The organism is Paenibacillus sp. FSL H3-0321 (assembly GCF_038002865.1).
Lineage (GTDB): Bacteria > Bacillota > Bacilli > Paenibacillales > Paenibacillaceae > Paenibacillus_AQ.
In genome coordinates this window covers 2,395,469-2,411,372 of the sequence record NZ_JBBODH010000001.1, presented here as the reverse complement: position 1 = coordinate 2,411,372, position 15,904 = coordinate 2,395,469, and the positions used below count along the sequence as shown (strand labels likewise).

Here is a 15,904-nt window from a genome sequence, read left to right as displayed (position 1 = left end):
CCATATGAAATGAAAAAGATCTGCAGGACCGCCATAACAGCGGTTCTGCAGATCTTTTTGTATAGGCTGAATGGAGATTGCATTAGTACTGCGGGGCCGATTGAAGTATAATAATACAGCGATTGAATACGTCCTGAAGCCATAGCTGAAGCTGATCCCCATGAGGCGCTTTATGTTTGGAGCCGCTGCTCCAGCCTGGACCATAGCGGCAGGTAGCATAGCGGCAATGCCCCAAGCGAGCAGGCCACATTGAAGATCGTCTGGGCATGGGCGAGCTGTGCGGCGGGACCGCCGCCGATCCAGGCGGCGAGGCTCTGCAGCGGCCCTATAAAGGGCAGGAACAGCAGTGCGCCGCCGACGTTGAGCGCCACATGCGACCAGGCGACGAATACCCCGGAAGGCGAGCCGCCGATTGCGGCAATTACGGCGGTGACACAGGTGCCGACATTTGCGCCAAGCACGATGGCGATGCCCAGCTCCGGCGGCATCACGCCGGTGGAAGCCAGGCCCATCGCCATCCCGATGACCGCCGCGCTGCTGTGCAGCATTGCGGTCAGACAGGCTCCGGCGGCAAGCCCCCAGAGAGCGCTTGTGGCAGCATGGCCAAGGAACCAGCGGAACAGTCCGCTGGCTTGCAGCGCGGGGCTGATCGACTGCATGACGGCGATGCCCCACAGGACAAGCGCGAAGCCGGCCACCGCGAGGCTGATGAACTGGAGCGGCCCGGAGAATTTACGGCAGGCTCCCGCTGCCCGCCATGAGTAGGGCGGCAGTTCGCCGATCATGACTGCCGCGGCCCAGACGCAGAGCGAGGCAGCCAGCAGCGGCGTGGCCATCGTGCTGATCTGCAGTCCAATCAGCTCGGTGGTTAAGCAGGTGCCAATGTTGCTGCCGAGAATGATGCCCAGGGTCCGGGCATACGTAAGCAGGCCGGCATTAACCATGCCGATGGTCAGCACCGTGACGGCAGTACTGCTCTGCAGCAGTGCCGACAGCAGGCTGCTGGCTATGAGGCCTTTTACTGGCGTAGATGTGGCCTTATGCAGGCCTCGGGATAGCAGGGGTCCAGCAAGCCGCGACAGCGCGGCTTCCATAAGCTTCATGCCGGCAAGAAAGATAACTAGACCATATATAATAGGGAACAGCAGGTCACGGATCATAAGGACAGGCTCCTTTGAACGGGGGTTGTACACCAATATATGAAAGCATTGCAGTGGACATGTATGAAATCATTAACACGAACAGGGAGTTGAAGTCATTGGCATCGGTTATTCTGGAACGAAACCGCAAGAAAAGACTGGAGCAGGGTCATCCGTGGGTCTACGCCAGCGAGGTGGCCTCGGTGGATGGAGATCCGCAGGCAGGCGGATTGGTGGATGTGCTTAATCACCAGGGGCGTTTTTTGGGTGCAGGTTATTATAATCCGGCTTCGCAAATCCGGGTGAGAATTCTCTCCCAGAGTTTTCTGGCCGTCATGGATACGGCCTTTTTCGCAGAGCGGTTCTCAAGCTGCCTGCAGCATCGGGAACGTTTTCTGCCGGAAGCAGACGCGTACCGGCTTGTGTACGGCGAAGCTGATTTTCTGCCCGGCCTGATTGTTGACCGTTTCGGCGAGATTCTTGTCGTTCAGCTCTTGACGCTGGGCATGGATCTGCGCCGCGCCGAGATCGTGGAAGCACTAGTACAGGTGATGAATCCACGCGGGATTTATGAGCGGAGTGATGTTAGTGTACGGGAGCTGGAAGGCTTGGAGCAAAGAACCGGAGTGCTCTACGGGGAATGTCCGCGCCACATTACTGTAAGCGAGAACGGTCTGAAGGTAATCGTGGATATCGAGGAAGGCCAGAAGACGGGCTATTTCTTCGACCAGCGGGAGAATAGAGCTTCCATCGCTCCGCTGATTAAAGGCTGGGGCGGCCGCAGCGGAATTACGCTGCAGGAGATCGAGACGGAAGAAGGTCTGGTCCAGACCCTGCCGGTGAACAAAAGCGGCAAGCCGGTCACCTTCCCGTATTGGGACGGTGCGACAGTGCTGGAATGCTTCGCGCATACGGGCAGCTTCACACTGCATGCCTGTAAATACGGAGCCAAAAAGGTTACCTGCCTCGACGTATCCGCCCACGCGATCGAAAGCGCCAAGGCCAATGTGGAACTGAACGGATTCACGGACCGTGTGGAATTTGTGGTGGATGATGCTTTTGCTTTTCTGCGCAATCAGGTCAAAGGGCTGGAAGAGCGGACGGAGCGGGCAACAGGTGCAGGAGAAGCTAAGTCGGTAGCCAAGCCGGCGGCTAAGGCCGATACGGCGAAGCCGATGACTGCTGGCGGCGGACGCACATGGGATGTCGTCATTCTGGATCCTCCGGCGTTTGCCAAAACCAAAAGTGCTGTTGCCGGTGCCTGCCGTGGTTACAAGGATATTAACCTGCACGGCATGAAGCTGGTCAATGAGGGCGGTTATTTGGTGACGGCAAGCTGCTCCTATCACATGCAGCCGCAACTGTTTCTGGATACCATTGCCGAAGCGGCGAAGGATGCTGGGAAGGTCCTGAGACTGATTGAATGGCGGGCCGCAGGGAAAGACCATCCGCAAATTCTCGGTGTCGACGAAGGGCATTATCTGAAATTTGCCATATTCGAAGTGCGCAGCAAGAAATAACGACCCCGGCCCCTAGGCCAGCTCTGCGGGAGTCTCTGTAAAGAGGCTCTTTTTTTCTTTTTTTTCATTGATAATCATTCTCAATAAAAGCTATAATAACTATAGCAGGGGGCGAGGATCATAATGGGAAATAACATTTCGAATAAAGATGCAGAAAGAATTGATGCCTGCAAAACGCTGGAATGTGACGGGTATCAATATACATATCAACTGGATGGAAGCCATTTCGAGATCAGGCCGCCGGAAGAGCTTGGCAAGGGCAGCTGCCGGAGCCTGCTGTCACAGGGCCGGATTCAGATGACCGACTTCAACCTCACCTTCCACCGGAACATTGAAGCCAGTGGAGAATTCAGAGTTCCGCGGACAGAGCTGATTTTTTGCCTTGGCGAAGGGATTGAATGGGGGACCTCGCTTAAAGGCAGTACCTTTGGAATTGAAACGGGTGAGATCGCGCTGTTGCATGGGGGTGGAAGAGCGGAGAACTGCCGGTATATCGAGAACGCCGCTTACCGCTTCCTGAGCATAGATATGAGCCCTGAACAATTCGGGCGGATGACCGAAGGGATGAGCGGGGCTGACCGGCAGCGGTGCGGAATAGGAGTAGAGGCATTTTTTACTAAGCATAAGCTTACCGCATCGATACGAATGATCCTTGCGCAAATTTCCGAATGCTCGTACGGGCAGGGAATGCGGGAGCTTTATTTGGAAGGGAAAATGCTGGAGCTGTTCGCGGTCTATCTCAACGAGGTATTTTATGAAGCCGATAAGGTGCCGTTAACAGTAAAGCTGTCCAAGGATGATATGCGGAGTCTCCATCTGGCAAAAGAAATGTTGCAGCGGGATTATGCGTATCCGCCAACACTGGCCGGACTGTCACGCAGTATCTGTCTCAATGAATTCAAACTGAAAAAGGGCTTTAAAGATATGTTCGGGACCACGGTTCATGCCTATGTGATTGAGCAGCGGCTGCAGCGGGCGTATCATTTGCTGTGCCACGACAGGCTAAGTGTCAGTGAAGCGGCTTCGCAGGTGGGCTATGGAAATGTCAGCCATTTTGCAGCAGCCTTCCGCAAGAAATACGGCGTCCGCCCCGGGGAATATGCCATGAACAGCAGGAGAAGCTCAGCGGAGCAGTTGTAGCTGCGTTTGCGGGTGGATCGAAGCACGGTAGCGATACGATCCTTTTTTGAGCATAAATAATCCCGGAAGCAGTAGAGAAGGGCTTGGTTTTTCTTCTACACTTGTGCACAGAGAATCATTCTCAGTGCACTTTTTTTGTGCGTCCATTTATAGAACGGAGGAAAGAGCTATGGGTAAGAGCAAGACGGGTATACCTAGATTACTGGAAATTGCCGGAGAGAAAAAAGGGCTTCTGCTCCTGTCAGGGTTGCTGTCATCCACCAGCGCCGTGCTGATGCTCGTTCCCTTCATTTCGGTTTATTTTATTCTCGCTGAGCTGTTGCGCCATGCAGCTTCCCCCGGAGGGATAGACAGACAGGCTGTTATTTTCTGGGGACTTGCTGCACTTGGCGGGCTGATTCTTGGGTTGATCACTTCCTATTGCGGGATCATGTGCTCGCATGTGGCCGCTTTCCGCATTCAGTATCAGCTGCGGATCACTATGACGGAACATCTCGGCAGGCTTCCGCTGGGTTACTTGAACGGGACATCGACCGGCGCTGTCAAAAAAACGCTGGAGCAAAATGTAGATAAGGTGGAGAACTTCATCGCCCATCAGCTTCCCGATATTGTCAGCGCAATGGCAACTACAATACTGATGCTTGGGGTGATGTTCTGGCTCAGCCCGCCGCTGGCGGCCGCTTGTCTGCTTCCGGTTCTGCTCGGGATCATTCTGCAGGCGGTTCTGATGACCAGCAGCAGGGGGCAGGCCAGTGTGAAGCAGTATCATCAGTCGCTGGAGAACATCAATGCATCTGCTGTGCAATATGTGCGGGGGATGCCTGCTGTCAAGGTGTTCGGCCAGACGGTCCACTCCTTCCGCAAATTTTACCGCGATATGGTCAGCTACCGGGATTACTGCCTGGAGTACACAGACCGTTTCCAGAACGGTTACATCACCTTCAAAACATTGCTGGCTTCCTTGTTTCTCTTCATCCTGCCCGTTGGCGTCTACCTGCTGAGCCGGGAGCCGGACAATAGGTCGACAGCCGCGGTGCTGCTGTTCTTTCTGATTATGGCGCCGGGCATTTCAGCCCCGCTGTACAAGCTGCTCGCGCTGGCCTCCAGCACCCGTGATATCGGCGAAGGCGTGCGGAGAATGGACGAGCTGCTGGCACAGCAGCCGGTACCGGAACCTCTGTCGCCGGAGTCTCCAGGCAGTTTTGAGATCGAGTTTTCCAATGTGAGCTTTACGTATGATGAGAGCGGGGAAGCTGCTGCTGCGCTGAGTCATATTTCCTTTCGGGCAGAGCAGGGGCAGGTAACGGCACTGGTCGGACCATCCGGTTCGGGCAAATCCACGGTGGCGAGTCTGGTGCCGCGGTTCTGGGACCCGCAGGAAGGGAATATTCGCATCGGCGGCGTGGACATCCGGCATATGGCAGTTCGTGAACTGATGGACACAGTGGCTTTTGTGTTCCAGGAATCCTTCCTGTTCTACGACACGCTATACGAGAACATTGCCGTCGGCAAACCGGGAGCTTCAAGGCATGAGGTCGAAGCTGCAGCTAGAGCGGCCCAGTGCGACGATTTTATTACACGCCTGCCGCAGGGCTACGATACGCTGATCGGCGAAGGCGGGGTATACCTCTCAGGTGGAGAAGAACAGCGAATTGCGGTGGCGCGGGCCATTCTTAAAAATTCGCCGGTGCTGGTGCTTGATGAAGCGACTGCTTTTGCCGATCCGGAGAATGAGCATCAGATGCAGCTTGCGCTTACTGAGCTGATGCGCGGCAAGACGGTCATTGTCATTGCCCATAGACTATCCTCGATCCGTGAAGCCGGGCAGATTCTGGTGCTGCGGGACGGACAGATTGCTGAGCAGGGCAAGCATGAGGGGCTGCTCTCGCAGAACGGCCTCTATGCGGACATGTGGCGGGCTTATACCGGTGCAGGAGAATGGGTGATGGAAAAGGGAGGCTTGGAACATGAAGGTACTGCATAATATTACTGCGGGTAATCCGCGCCAGTTGCTAAAACCAGTGCTGTATTCGCTGCTCAGTAATTTGGCTGCCGTTTTTCCGTTTGCGCTTATTATTGAAGCGGTCCGGCTTATTTTCGAGCCGTACATTTCTCCCGGGATGGTGCTGCAGACAGAGCGGCTATGGTGGATTTGCGGCGGACTTGCGGCCACGGCAGTGCTGATGTTCCTCAGTGAGATTCCCGCTTACCGCTCGGCATACCGGGGAGCCTACAACGTGGCTGCACAGGGCCGGGCAGAACTGGCCGAACATCTGCGCAAGCTTCCGCTTGGCTATCTGACACGCCGGGACCCCGGCGATCTCGCCAATATGATCATGGGCGACTTTACGCTGGTGGAGACCGGCATCTCCCATCTGCTGCCGCAGCTCGCCGGTGCCTTTGTACTGCCGCTATTCGCCCTGTCCGGCATGCTTATGCTGGACTTTCGCATGGCTCTGGCCATGTTCGCCGCACTTCCGTTCGCCCTTCTGATGATGATTCTGTCTTCTCGCCTAAGACGCAGGCTTGGAGCCTCGCATATGCGGGCCAAGCTGAACGCCGCCAACCGGCTGCAGGAATATTTGAACGGCATCCGCGTGATGAAGGCTTATAATCTGACAGGCCAGCGTTTTGTCCGTCTGGAGCACTCCTTCAAGACTCTAATGAAAGAAAGCATCAGGCTTGAGGGAATCTTCGGGCCGGTGATCTTGACTGCCATGGGCCTTCTAAGAGCCGGACTGCCGCTGATGGTCTATATCGGTGTACATCTGCTGCTCGGCGGCGAGCTTGGCGTGCTGCAATTTGCCGTGTTCCTGGTCGTCGGCACCCGAATCTATGATCCGTTGACGAACGCACTGGCGAACTATGCGGAATTCCGCTACAACGAACAGGCAGGCGGCCGTATCGTTGATCTGCTGAACGAACCGTTCATGACTGGAGAATCCGCACCGCTGCCGCAGAACGGCGACATAACCTTCCGGAATGTAACCTTTGGCTATGGCGGTGAACCGGTGCTGAAGGATTTGAGCATTGTGCTGCCCCAGGGATCGCTGACAGCTATTGTCGGGCCCTCAGGCAGCGGCAAAAGCACTGTGCTTCGCCTAATCTCGCGGTTCTATGATCCGAATGAGGGCCATATCACGCTTGGAGGACGAAAGCTCAGTGAGATAGAGCCGGAGCATTTACTGAAGGCGGTATCTGTGGTCTTCCAGGATGTGTATCTGTTCCAGGATACGATTGGCAATAACATTGCCTTCGGCCGGCCAGAGGCTTCTCATGAAGAGATCCGGCGGGCGGCGGAAACGGCGCGCTGCCATGATTTCATCATGAAGCTGCCCATGGGTTATGACACCCCGGTAGGTGAAGGCGGGAGTACGCTGTCCGGTGGGGAGAAGCAGCGGATCTCGATTGCCCGCGCCATTCTCAAGGATGCTCCGCTTGTACTGCTGGATGAAGCGACTGCCTCACTGGACCCGCAGAACGAAGCCGAAATCCAGCAGGCCATTGATGCCTTGATCCAGGGGCGGACGGTCGTCGTTATTGCCCACCGGCTCAAAACGGTCCGCGGCGCGGATAACATTATCGTACTTGAAGAAGGAAGACTGGCTGAGCAGGGACGCCATGAGGCATTGCTGGCCTCGGAGGGGCTGTATGCCCGTCTATGGAAGCTGCAGCAGCAATCAGGCGGGTTCCGCATATCATCGTAACAGGGGGAAGGGAAATGAGCCTATCGATAGATGAGTCTGGTTGGCCGCTTGTAAGCATTAATCTTGGGAGTGATTTTGGCCGGGAGACGGTGGAGGAGTATATCCTTTATTGGGAGAAGCTGCTGGAGCGAAAAGTGCCTTTCGGGCTGCTGATGCAGCAGCAGGGAGAACGCAGTGAACGTCCTCCGCGTGACTCGGCGAAGCTGTACATGGACTGGTGCAAGGCCCATAAGGACGAAATCTCCCGCCTGTGCGTAGGTATTGCCATAGTAATGGGAAATGCCATGCTGCTTGCCTTGTATAAGCCGGTGACCGCATTGTCCACCAAAAGAATGTATGGCTGTCCGGGAGGGGCGTTCTCCTCCCAAGAAGAGGCGGCCCGGTGGCTGGAACCGCTGCTGATGAAGAAAGGGGAGGGCAGCAGGAAGTGAAGCTGGACCATGCTTATTTGTGAATATTACTGTGAATGATCAAGAGACTGCCGCAGCTTAAAAACGCGGCAGTCTCTTTGTGCTGTACATGCGGATATCCATCCGCTGAAACTTGAAAACAATGGCAAACGTATGTTCCGTTTGGAAGAGATATGCTATAATGTTGGGACGGATTCATCAACTGGGTTTAGAAAATTGATACCGGTTGTATTCATAGATTTGGCCACGGAAGGAGTCTACTGCAATGACGGTAAACTTTTTGATAGGCCGCTCGGGCAGCGGCAAGACAACAAGAATATGGGAAACGGTATCCTCAAAGCTGGAGTCTGAGCCGCTGGGCGCACCGATCATTGTACTTGTTCCGGAGCAGGGCTCGTTCGGGGCGGAGAGAGGCCTGCTGGCAGCAGGCAGCGTGAAGGGCAGCATCCGGGCCCAGACCTTGAGCTTCTCGCGGCTTGCATTCCGGGTGAAGCAGGAGACCGGGGGCAGCGCCAGTCTGCCCATCAGCGAAGAAGGCAAAAAAATGCTGATATACAAGATCGTCAACCGCCGCAAGGAAGAACTGAAGCTGTTCGGCGCTTCAAGCGAGAGACCGGGCTTTGTGGAACGGCTCAGTGCACTGCATACCGAGCTGAAGCGCTGCTGCCTGGGTGCTTCCGATCTGGAAGAACAGCTGGCAAGAATGCGTGAGGCCATAGGAAGCAGTCCGATTCTGGCCGGCAAGCTGGATGATCTGCATATCGTATTCAGCGAGTTGGAGCAGGAAATGTCACAGCTGTATATAGATCAGGAAGACCGGCTGGCTGAACTGGCGGAGCATATTGCGGATTCCTCTTACATAAGAGAAGCCGAGATCTGGGTAGACGGGTTCCATGGTTTTACCCCGCAGGAATTTATGGTGCTGCGCGAACTGATGCAGCATGCATCAAGGGTGACAGTGGCCCTTACGCTTGACCGGATTTATCCAACGGGGCTGCAGCCGCATGAACTGGAGTTGTTTCACCCCTCCGCAGTTACGTATATCAAGCTGCGCGGGATGGCCGAAGAGCTGGGCCTTGCGGTCTGGGACGAGCTGCTGGCGCCGCCTGTGCTTCCGCGTTTCGCCGGAAGTCCGGCCTTGGCCCACCTGGAGCGCGGATTTCACCGCCGCAGCCGCTGGAGCGGCGATACCGGGCAGGCTGCGGAAGCCATCACGATCAGCGCTGCAGTTTCGCATAGAACAGAGGTCGAGGGCGCGCTGCGTGAAATGATCAGGCTGGCCCGGGATGAAGGGGCGGAGTACGGCGAGATGGCTGTATTCATGCGCAACATTTCAGATTATGAGCAGCTGATTACCCCGTTGTTTCAAGACTATGGCGTCCCGTTCTTCCTGGACCAGAAGGTGAATGAGCTGCATCATCCGCTGGTGGAATTTGTACGGTCCGCACTTGATGTGGTGCGTCGCCGCTGGCGGTATGAGGATGTGTTCCGCTGTGTGAAGACCGAGCTTCTGCTTCCGCTTGACGGCAGTATTACCCGCGAGGATATGGACGCGCTGGAGAATTATGTGCTGGCCTGCGGCATCCATGGATACCGCTGGACCGACGGACGTTCCTGGAAAGGAATCCCCAGTCTTTCGCTGGAAGGCAGCCGGATTGTGGATGAGGAGCTGCTTCTGAAAATGGAGCGGTGCCGGGAGTGCATTACCGGTCCGCTGTATGCTTTTGAGAAAAGAGTCAAGAAGAGCCGCAGTGGTCTGGAGCTATGTACAGCGGTGTACCTGCTGCTCCGGGAGTCGGATACCGCCCGGAAGCTGGAGAAGCTGAGCAGAGAGGCACTTGAGCTGGGACAGCCGGAACGTGCGCGGGAACACAGCCAGCTATGGGATGCAGTGCTCGATTTGCTGGATCAGATCGCGGAAATGATGGGATCGGAGAGAATGGAATTTGAGCTGTTTGCCGGGGTGCTGGAGACCGGACTCAGCGAGCTTAAGATGGGTTTGGTTCCGCCTGCCCTGGATCAGGTGCTGGTCGGAAGCATGGACCGGACGAGGGTTTCAGGTGTAAAATATGCTTTCCTGCTGGGATTCAACGAAGGGGTTGTCCCTGCACAGTTCAAAGAGGATGGCATCCTGTCCGAGGGAGAACGGCTGCTGCTGGAGAACAGCGGAATGGAGCTGGCTCCGGGATCCTCGCGCAAGCTGCTCGATGAGCGCTTCCTGATCTATGGCGCGCTGACAACGGCAAGCACCAGACTGTGGATCAGCTATGCCACAGCCGATGATGAGGGCAAAGCGCTGCTGCCTTCGGAAATCATCCGCCAGCTGCATGGCATGTTCCCGGATGCTTTGCAAGAACGGTCCCTTTCCGGGTTCCCCGCAGCGGTATCTCCTGACGAAGCCGATGCAGGTGAAGCTTTGCATCTGGGCTTTGTGGGGCATCCCGGACAAAGCCTGCGCATGCTGATCATGCAGCTGCGCCAGTGGCGGCAGGGAGTGGAAATCCCCGGACTGTGGTGGGATGTCTATAACTGGTTCGCGGAGGATGAGCATTGGAGTCCGAAGCTGCAGCAGCTGCTGGGTTCGCTGTTCTACCGCAATGACGGCATTCCGCTTAAGCGGGAGACCAGCCTCCGTCTATACGGAGGCAGAACACTGCGCGGCAGCGTGTCGCGTATGGAGAAATTCGTTGCCTGCTCCTTCTCCCATTTTGCTTCATACGGCTTAAGGCTGAAAGAACGCCAGCTCTATAAGCTGCAGGCGCCGGACATTGGACAGCTCTTCCATGCCGCGCTAAGCGATATGGCCAAGCGGCTGCAGGAGCAGGGCCGCGGCTGGGGGAGCTTGACGGCTGAGGAATGCCGCCGGGAAGCCGGAGAGACAGTAGACAAGCTGTCACCGCTCCTGCAGGGCGAAATTCTGATGAGCAGCAAACGCTACGGATACATTTCCCGCAAACTGAAGAATATTGTCGGCCGCGCTTCCGTGATCCTCGGCGAGCATGCCCGCCGGGGCAGCTTCGAGCCGGTGGGGCTGGAGCTGGACTTTGGCCCGGGTAAAGATCTCCCGCCGCTGAGAATTACATTGCCTAACGGCTGTGTAATGGAGGTGGTGGGCCGGATTGACCGTGTCGATATGGCCGAAGGAGAGCATGGAGTTCTGTTGCGGGTTATTGACTATAAATCAAGCCAGAAGGATCTTAAGCTGCATGAGGTGTACTATGGGCTGTCGCTGCAGATGCTGACTTATCTCGATGTGCTGCTCACCTATTCCGAGCAGTGGCTGGGCAAGGCTGCGCTTCCGGCAGGAACCCTGTATTTCCATGTGCATGATCCGCTGCTTTCGTCGCCAAACGGGTTGAACCGTGAGCAGGCGGAGCAGGAGCTTCTGAAACGGTTCAAAATGAAGGGTCTGCTGACTGCGGACCGTGAGGTCGTTTCACTAATGGATACTACGCTCGATAAAGGGCATTCCTCAATTGTGCCGGTAGCGCTGAAGAGCGACGGCAGCTTTTACAGCAGCGCCTCTGTAGCCACGCCTGAGCAGTGGGGGCATTTGCTGTCCTCGGTGCGGAGCAATATTTCCGATATCGGGACGCGGATTACGGAAGGCGATGTGGCGATCCAGCCATACCGGATTCAGCAGGAAACAGCCTGCACGTTCTGTTCCTTCCGGCCGGTATGCCAGTTTGACGAGGCTGTGGAGGGCAATGGCTATAACAATCTTGCAAAGCCGGGCAAAGACGTGATTTGGGATCTGCTGTCCCATAAAGGAGGAGAGAAGCCGTGAGTATTAGAGCTGAAATAGAGGCCAAGCCGGAAGGCAGCCTGTGGAGCGATGATCAATGGCGCGCTATTGCCGAGAGCGGCGATGATATTCTGGTTGCGGCAGCGGCAGGCTCCGGCAAAACAGCCGTACTGGTCGAGCGGATTATCCGCAAGATCAGTAATGAGGAGAACGGCTTCAGCGTGGACCGGCTGCTGGTGGCCACCTTCACGAAGGCAGCAGCCTCTGAGATGCGGCAGCGGATCCGCGAGGCACTGGAGCGGAAGCTAGAGGAGCAAGAGGGGGCGGAAGAGGGCGGTGCAGCGGACAATGACTACTTGCGCCGCCAGCTTGCCTTGCTGGGGAGAGCGTCGATCACGACCCTGCATTCCTTTTGTCTGGAAGTCATCCGGCGTTATTATCAGCAGATCCCCATTGACCCCGGATTTCGGATTCTGAATGAGCACGAGGCGGAGATGATGCGCCAAGAGCTGCTGGAGGAGCTGCTGGAAGAGAAATACGGCGAGGTCTCTGAAGACGGAGAAGATGGCATTTTCGTAAAGCTTGCAGACTGGTTCAGCGGCGAGCGTACCGATGATGCGGTGCATGCGCTGGTCCAGCGGCTGCATGATTTTGCCCGCAGCCATCCCTGGCCGGCACAGTGGCTGAGGGATACTGCGGCTGATTTCTCGCTGCCGGACACGGAAGCTCTGAGCCGTACGGCTTGGGTGCAGAGCATTCTTGCCGAGGCGAAGCTTACGCTGGACGGCGCGGCCAGCCAGCTTATTCAGGGGCATGAAATCGCCTTGCAGCCCGGCGGACCGGCTCCCTATGCGGAGAATCTGACTGCGGATCTGGAAATGGTCCGGGCGCTGCAGGATGATCTGTTAAATAAACCCTGGGCAGAGCTCTATAATATATTCATAGAGATTTCCTTTGGCAAGCTTAAGGCTTGCAAGAAGGATGCAACTGACCCAGGACTCCAGGAGACGGTCAAGGAGCTGCGGGACAATGTGAAGAAGAGCCTGCTGGAGCTGCAAAAATCACTGTTTGGGCGTCCAGCCGAGGTTTTTCTGGCGGAGCTGCATGAGGCGGCTCCGCTGATGCAGGAGCTCGCTGAGACGGTCATCGAGTTCGGTGAACGTTACCGGATTGAGAAAGCAGGCCGCGGTCTGGTCGATTTCAGCGATCTGGAGCATTACTGCCTGCAGATTCTGCGCCATCCTGATTCTGCACCGGGCCATTCGCTGCCATCGGATGCGGCAATGGAATACCGCGGGCAGTTCGATGAGGTACTGCTGGATGAATACCAGGATACGAACAGCGTACAGGAAGAGATCGTGCGGCTTATCTCCCGCGAATCGCCGGGCAACCGGTTTATGGTCGGCGACATGAAGCAGAGTATTTACCGCTTCCGCCTGGCGGAGCCGGGGTTGTTTCTGGACAAGTATCTCAGCTTTGGTGCGTCAAATAACGGGGCTGGCCGAGAGGGGATTCTCGGAGATGAGAAAGAGCAGGGCGGAGCAGCTGCTGCCCGGGGCTCGGTGATCGATCTGGCGCGTAATTTCCGCAGCCGGATGGAAGTTGTGAATGCCGTCAATATGATTTTCCGCCAGATCATGAACAGGACCGTTGCAGAGATCAGCTACGATGAGCGTGCCGAACTGGTCTACGGGGCGAATTTCCCGGGAGCGGAGGAGAACCGGCCGGATACTTATTTCGCGCCGGAGCTGCTGCTGATTGACCGGGGGACTGCACCGGCGGGCCGCATGGAGGAAGCCGCTGAAGACGGGGAGCTTCCTCCCCAGGAGAGCGAAGCCATCGAGAGCGAGACGGCGCAGCTGGAAGCGCGGGCCATTGCCCGGCGCATCTCGCAGATGACCGGGATGACCGGTGGCGCGCCGCTGCTTATCTATGACAAGTCCTTGCGTAGCATGCGTCCTGTAGTGTACGGCGACATCGTTATTTTGCTGCGTTCTGCGCGGATATGGACACCGCTGATGATTGAGGAGCTCCGCCTGGAAGGCATTCCGGCCTACGGCGATCAGAACAAGGGGTATTTCCAGGCAACGGAAGTGGAAATTGCCTTGTCGCTGCTGCAAGTAGTGGATAATCCCCGTCAGGATATTCCGCTGGCGGGGGTGCTGCGCTCACCTGTAGTCAATTTAAGTGAGGAAGAGCTGGCAATGGTTCGTCTATGCAGCCAGGGTTCTTTCTATGATGCCCTGATGGCGGCTGCAGGTGACTCGGCTGCGGGCAGTACCGGTGAAGTCATTATGGCCGAACAGGAGCTTACTGCTGCGGCTGAGGTTGCTGCGGCTGTATCCCCCCTTAATAACGTTTCTGCAGCTTCCGCAGAAGAATTTGAATCCGGTGGTGCAACCGGTGCGCTGCAATTAGGCGGCGCCGGATGGGGAGCCGATGAAGCAGCGGTATCACAGATTCCGCCTGCACTGCGGAAGAAGCTGCAAGCTTTCACAGCATTATTGGAGGGTTGGAGAAATGCAGCCCGTCAGGGCAGTCTCAGTGCGTTGATCTGGCGCATCTACGGCGAGAGCGGCTATCTGGAATGGGTGGGCGGACTACCCGGTGGATTTCAACGCCAGAACAATCTCAAAGCACTGTACGACCGGGCGGTGCAGTTCGAGAAGGATACCTCCGCGCGCGGATTGTTCCGCTTCCTGGTGTTTATCTCCCGGCTGAGGGAGAACGGCGGCGATCTGGGTGTTGCCGGGGGAAGCGGCGAGGAAGCCGGTGGCGTCAGAATCATGACAATTCATAAATCCAAGGGCCTGGAATTCCCGGTTGTCTTTCTGGCCGGGATGGCTAAGCCCTTCAACCGGCAGGATCTGTATTCCCCGTTTCTGATGCACAAGGAGCTGGGCTTCGGCCCGCGGTTTGTGGAGCGGGAGACGCGTGTCAGCTATCCGACTCTCCCCTATCTGGCTATTAACCGCCGCTCGCGGCTGGAACTGCTGGCGGAGGAAATGCGGGTGCTCTACGTCGGGTTAACCCGCCCGAGAGACAAAATGATCCTCGTCGGCACTGTAAGAGATTTGCCGCGTGCCGTTTCAGGCTGGACGGGTATGCAGGGGCGCGAGGAACTGCTGCTGGCCGACCATCTGCTGGCCCGGGGCCGCAGTTATCTGGATTGGGTAGGTCCCGCTTTGATCCGTCATCCCGGCGCAGCTATTCTGCGCAAGCTGGCGGGAGCGGAAGGCACAGTCTCATCGGTGCTGCATGGCGATGCATCCAATTGGAGCATCTCTGTGCTGGCTGCTTCCGGACTTGGGTCAGGTTCTTTTGCCGGCACGGCGGATGCTGCAAAAGGTGAAGAACGGCAGCTTATTCAGGATGCGCTTCGCACGGGCAGTGCACTGCGTTCACTAGGAACACCGGATGAAACAGAAATCTCCGGAAGACTGAAATGGGAGTATCCATACGCGGCAGCATCCGGCATTCCGGCCAAAACATCGGTGACGGAGCTGAAGGCCATGTTGTCTATGGAGGAACAGCCTTCCTATGACCTGCTCGAAGAAGGGTATTCAGCAAGCCGGGGTAACGGGTCTGGCCGCAGTACTGCACTGGCGGAGAGTCTCCATTTGCGGCGTCCAAAGTTTATGGAGAAGCGGGGCTTATCAAAGGCAGAGCGTGGAACGGTGTACCATACGGTGATGCAGCATGTCCCGCTGGACGGGCCTGTGGACCGTGCTGTTCTGGAAGCTGTGATGGCGCACCTGACCCGGGTCGCTATTCTGAACGGGGAGCAGGCGGAGGCGGTTGACCTTGCCGAAGTGGAGGCTTTTTACGCCGGTGAGCTTGGGCAAAGACTGCTGGGAGCATCATGGAAGCGCAGAGAGCAGCCGTTCAGTTATATGGTTCCGGCAGGCGAAGCCTACCGGGGACTTGATTATTTTGATAGAGAGCTGTCTAATCTTTCGATGGAAAACGGCCGCCGGACGCTTGACGAAGCAGTGCTGATTCAAGGGGTGGTCGACTGTCTGTTCCGCGAGGAGGGACGGCTGATTCTGCTGGATTATAAAAGTGATGCCGTGCTGGAGCATGAAGGCGGACTGGACGGGCTGAAGGAAAAGTACCGGTTTCAGCTGGAGCTGTACAGCAAGGCGCTGAATGATATTTTAGGCGAACCGGTCAGCGAGATTTGGCTGTACTTTTTTGACGGCGGACATGCTGTGAAACTATAAATCTACTATAGAAGATAAAC

8 protein-coding genes are annotated in these 15,904 nt (G+C 56.5%); 7 read left to right on the top strand and 1 reads right to left on the bottom strand.

Translation table 11 applies throughout. From position 1 onward, the window contains the following. Nucleotides 1-170: 170 nt before the first annotated feature. A complete protein-coding gene (locus MHI45_RS10650; protein ID WP_076109103.1) occupies nt 171-1,160 on the bottom strand; it encodes a Na/Pi cotransporter family protein in 990 nt (329 codons plus the stop codon). A gap of 98 nt (nt 1,161-1,258) precedes the next feature. Here MHI45_RS10650 and MHI45_RS10645 point away from each other — a divergent pair, with 98 nt between their 5' ends. The 7 genes from MHI45_RS10645 to MHI45_RS10615 all read left to right on the top strand — a co-directional run bounded on the left by MHI45_RS10645 (nt 1,259) and on the right by MHI45_RS10615 (nt 15,884). After that, complete coding sequence (locus tag MHI45_RS10645; RefSeq protein WP_076109102.1) at nt 1,259-2,659, top strand: class I SAM-dependent rRNA methyltransferase; 1,401 nt, start codon at nt 1,259-1,261, stop codon at nt 2,657-2,659. Between the two features lie 123 nt (nt 2,660-2,782). Continuing rightward, nucleotides 2,783-3,799: a helix-turn-helix domain-containing protein gene (locus tag MHI45_RS10640; protein WP_076109101.1), complete on the top strand. Its 1,017-nt coding sequence runs from the start codon at nt 2,783-2,785 to the stop codon at nt 3,797-3,799. Nucleotides 3,800-3,968: 169 nt separating this feature from the next. Beyond that, entirely contained in the window at nt 3,969-5,783 is a 1,815-nt protein-coding gene (locus MHI45_RS10635) for an ABC transporter ATP-binding protein (protein ID WP_076109100.1), read from the top strand. Further along, nucleotides 5,767-7,506 (top strand): ABC transporter ATP-binding protein, encoded by a 1,740-nt coding sequence (locus MHI45_RS10630; RefSeq protein WP_076109099.1) that lies wholly within the window; start codon nt 5,767-5,769, stop codon nt 7,504-7,506. The genes MHI45_RS10635 and MHI45_RS10630 overlap by 17 nt, the downstream gene beginning before the upstream one ends. A 14-nt stretch (nt 7,507-7,520) precedes the next feature. Next, complete coding sequence (locus MHI45_RS10625) at nt 7,521-7,937, top strand: hypothetical protein (RefSeq protein ID WP_076109098.1); 417 nt, start codon at nt 7,521-7,523, stop codon at nt 7,935-7,937. A 244-nt stretch (nt 7,938-8,181) separates the two neighbouring features. Further along, on the top strand, nt 8,182-11,703 hold the full coding sequence (gene addB / locus MHI45_RS10620) for a helicase-exonuclease AddAB subunit AddB (RefSeq protein WP_076109097.1): 3,522 nt from the start codon (nt 8,182-8,184) through the stop codon (nt 11,701-11,703). Then, nucleotides 11,700-15,884, top strand: coding sequence for a UvrD-helicase domain-containing protein (locus MHI45_RS10615; RefSeq protein WP_341119056.1), 4,185 nt, complete (start codon nt 11,700-11,702; stop codon nt 15,882-15,884). The genes addB and MHI45_RS10615 overlap by 4 nt, the downstream gene beginning before the upstream one ends. The last annotated feature ends 20 nt before the right edge of the window (nt 15,885-15,904 follow it).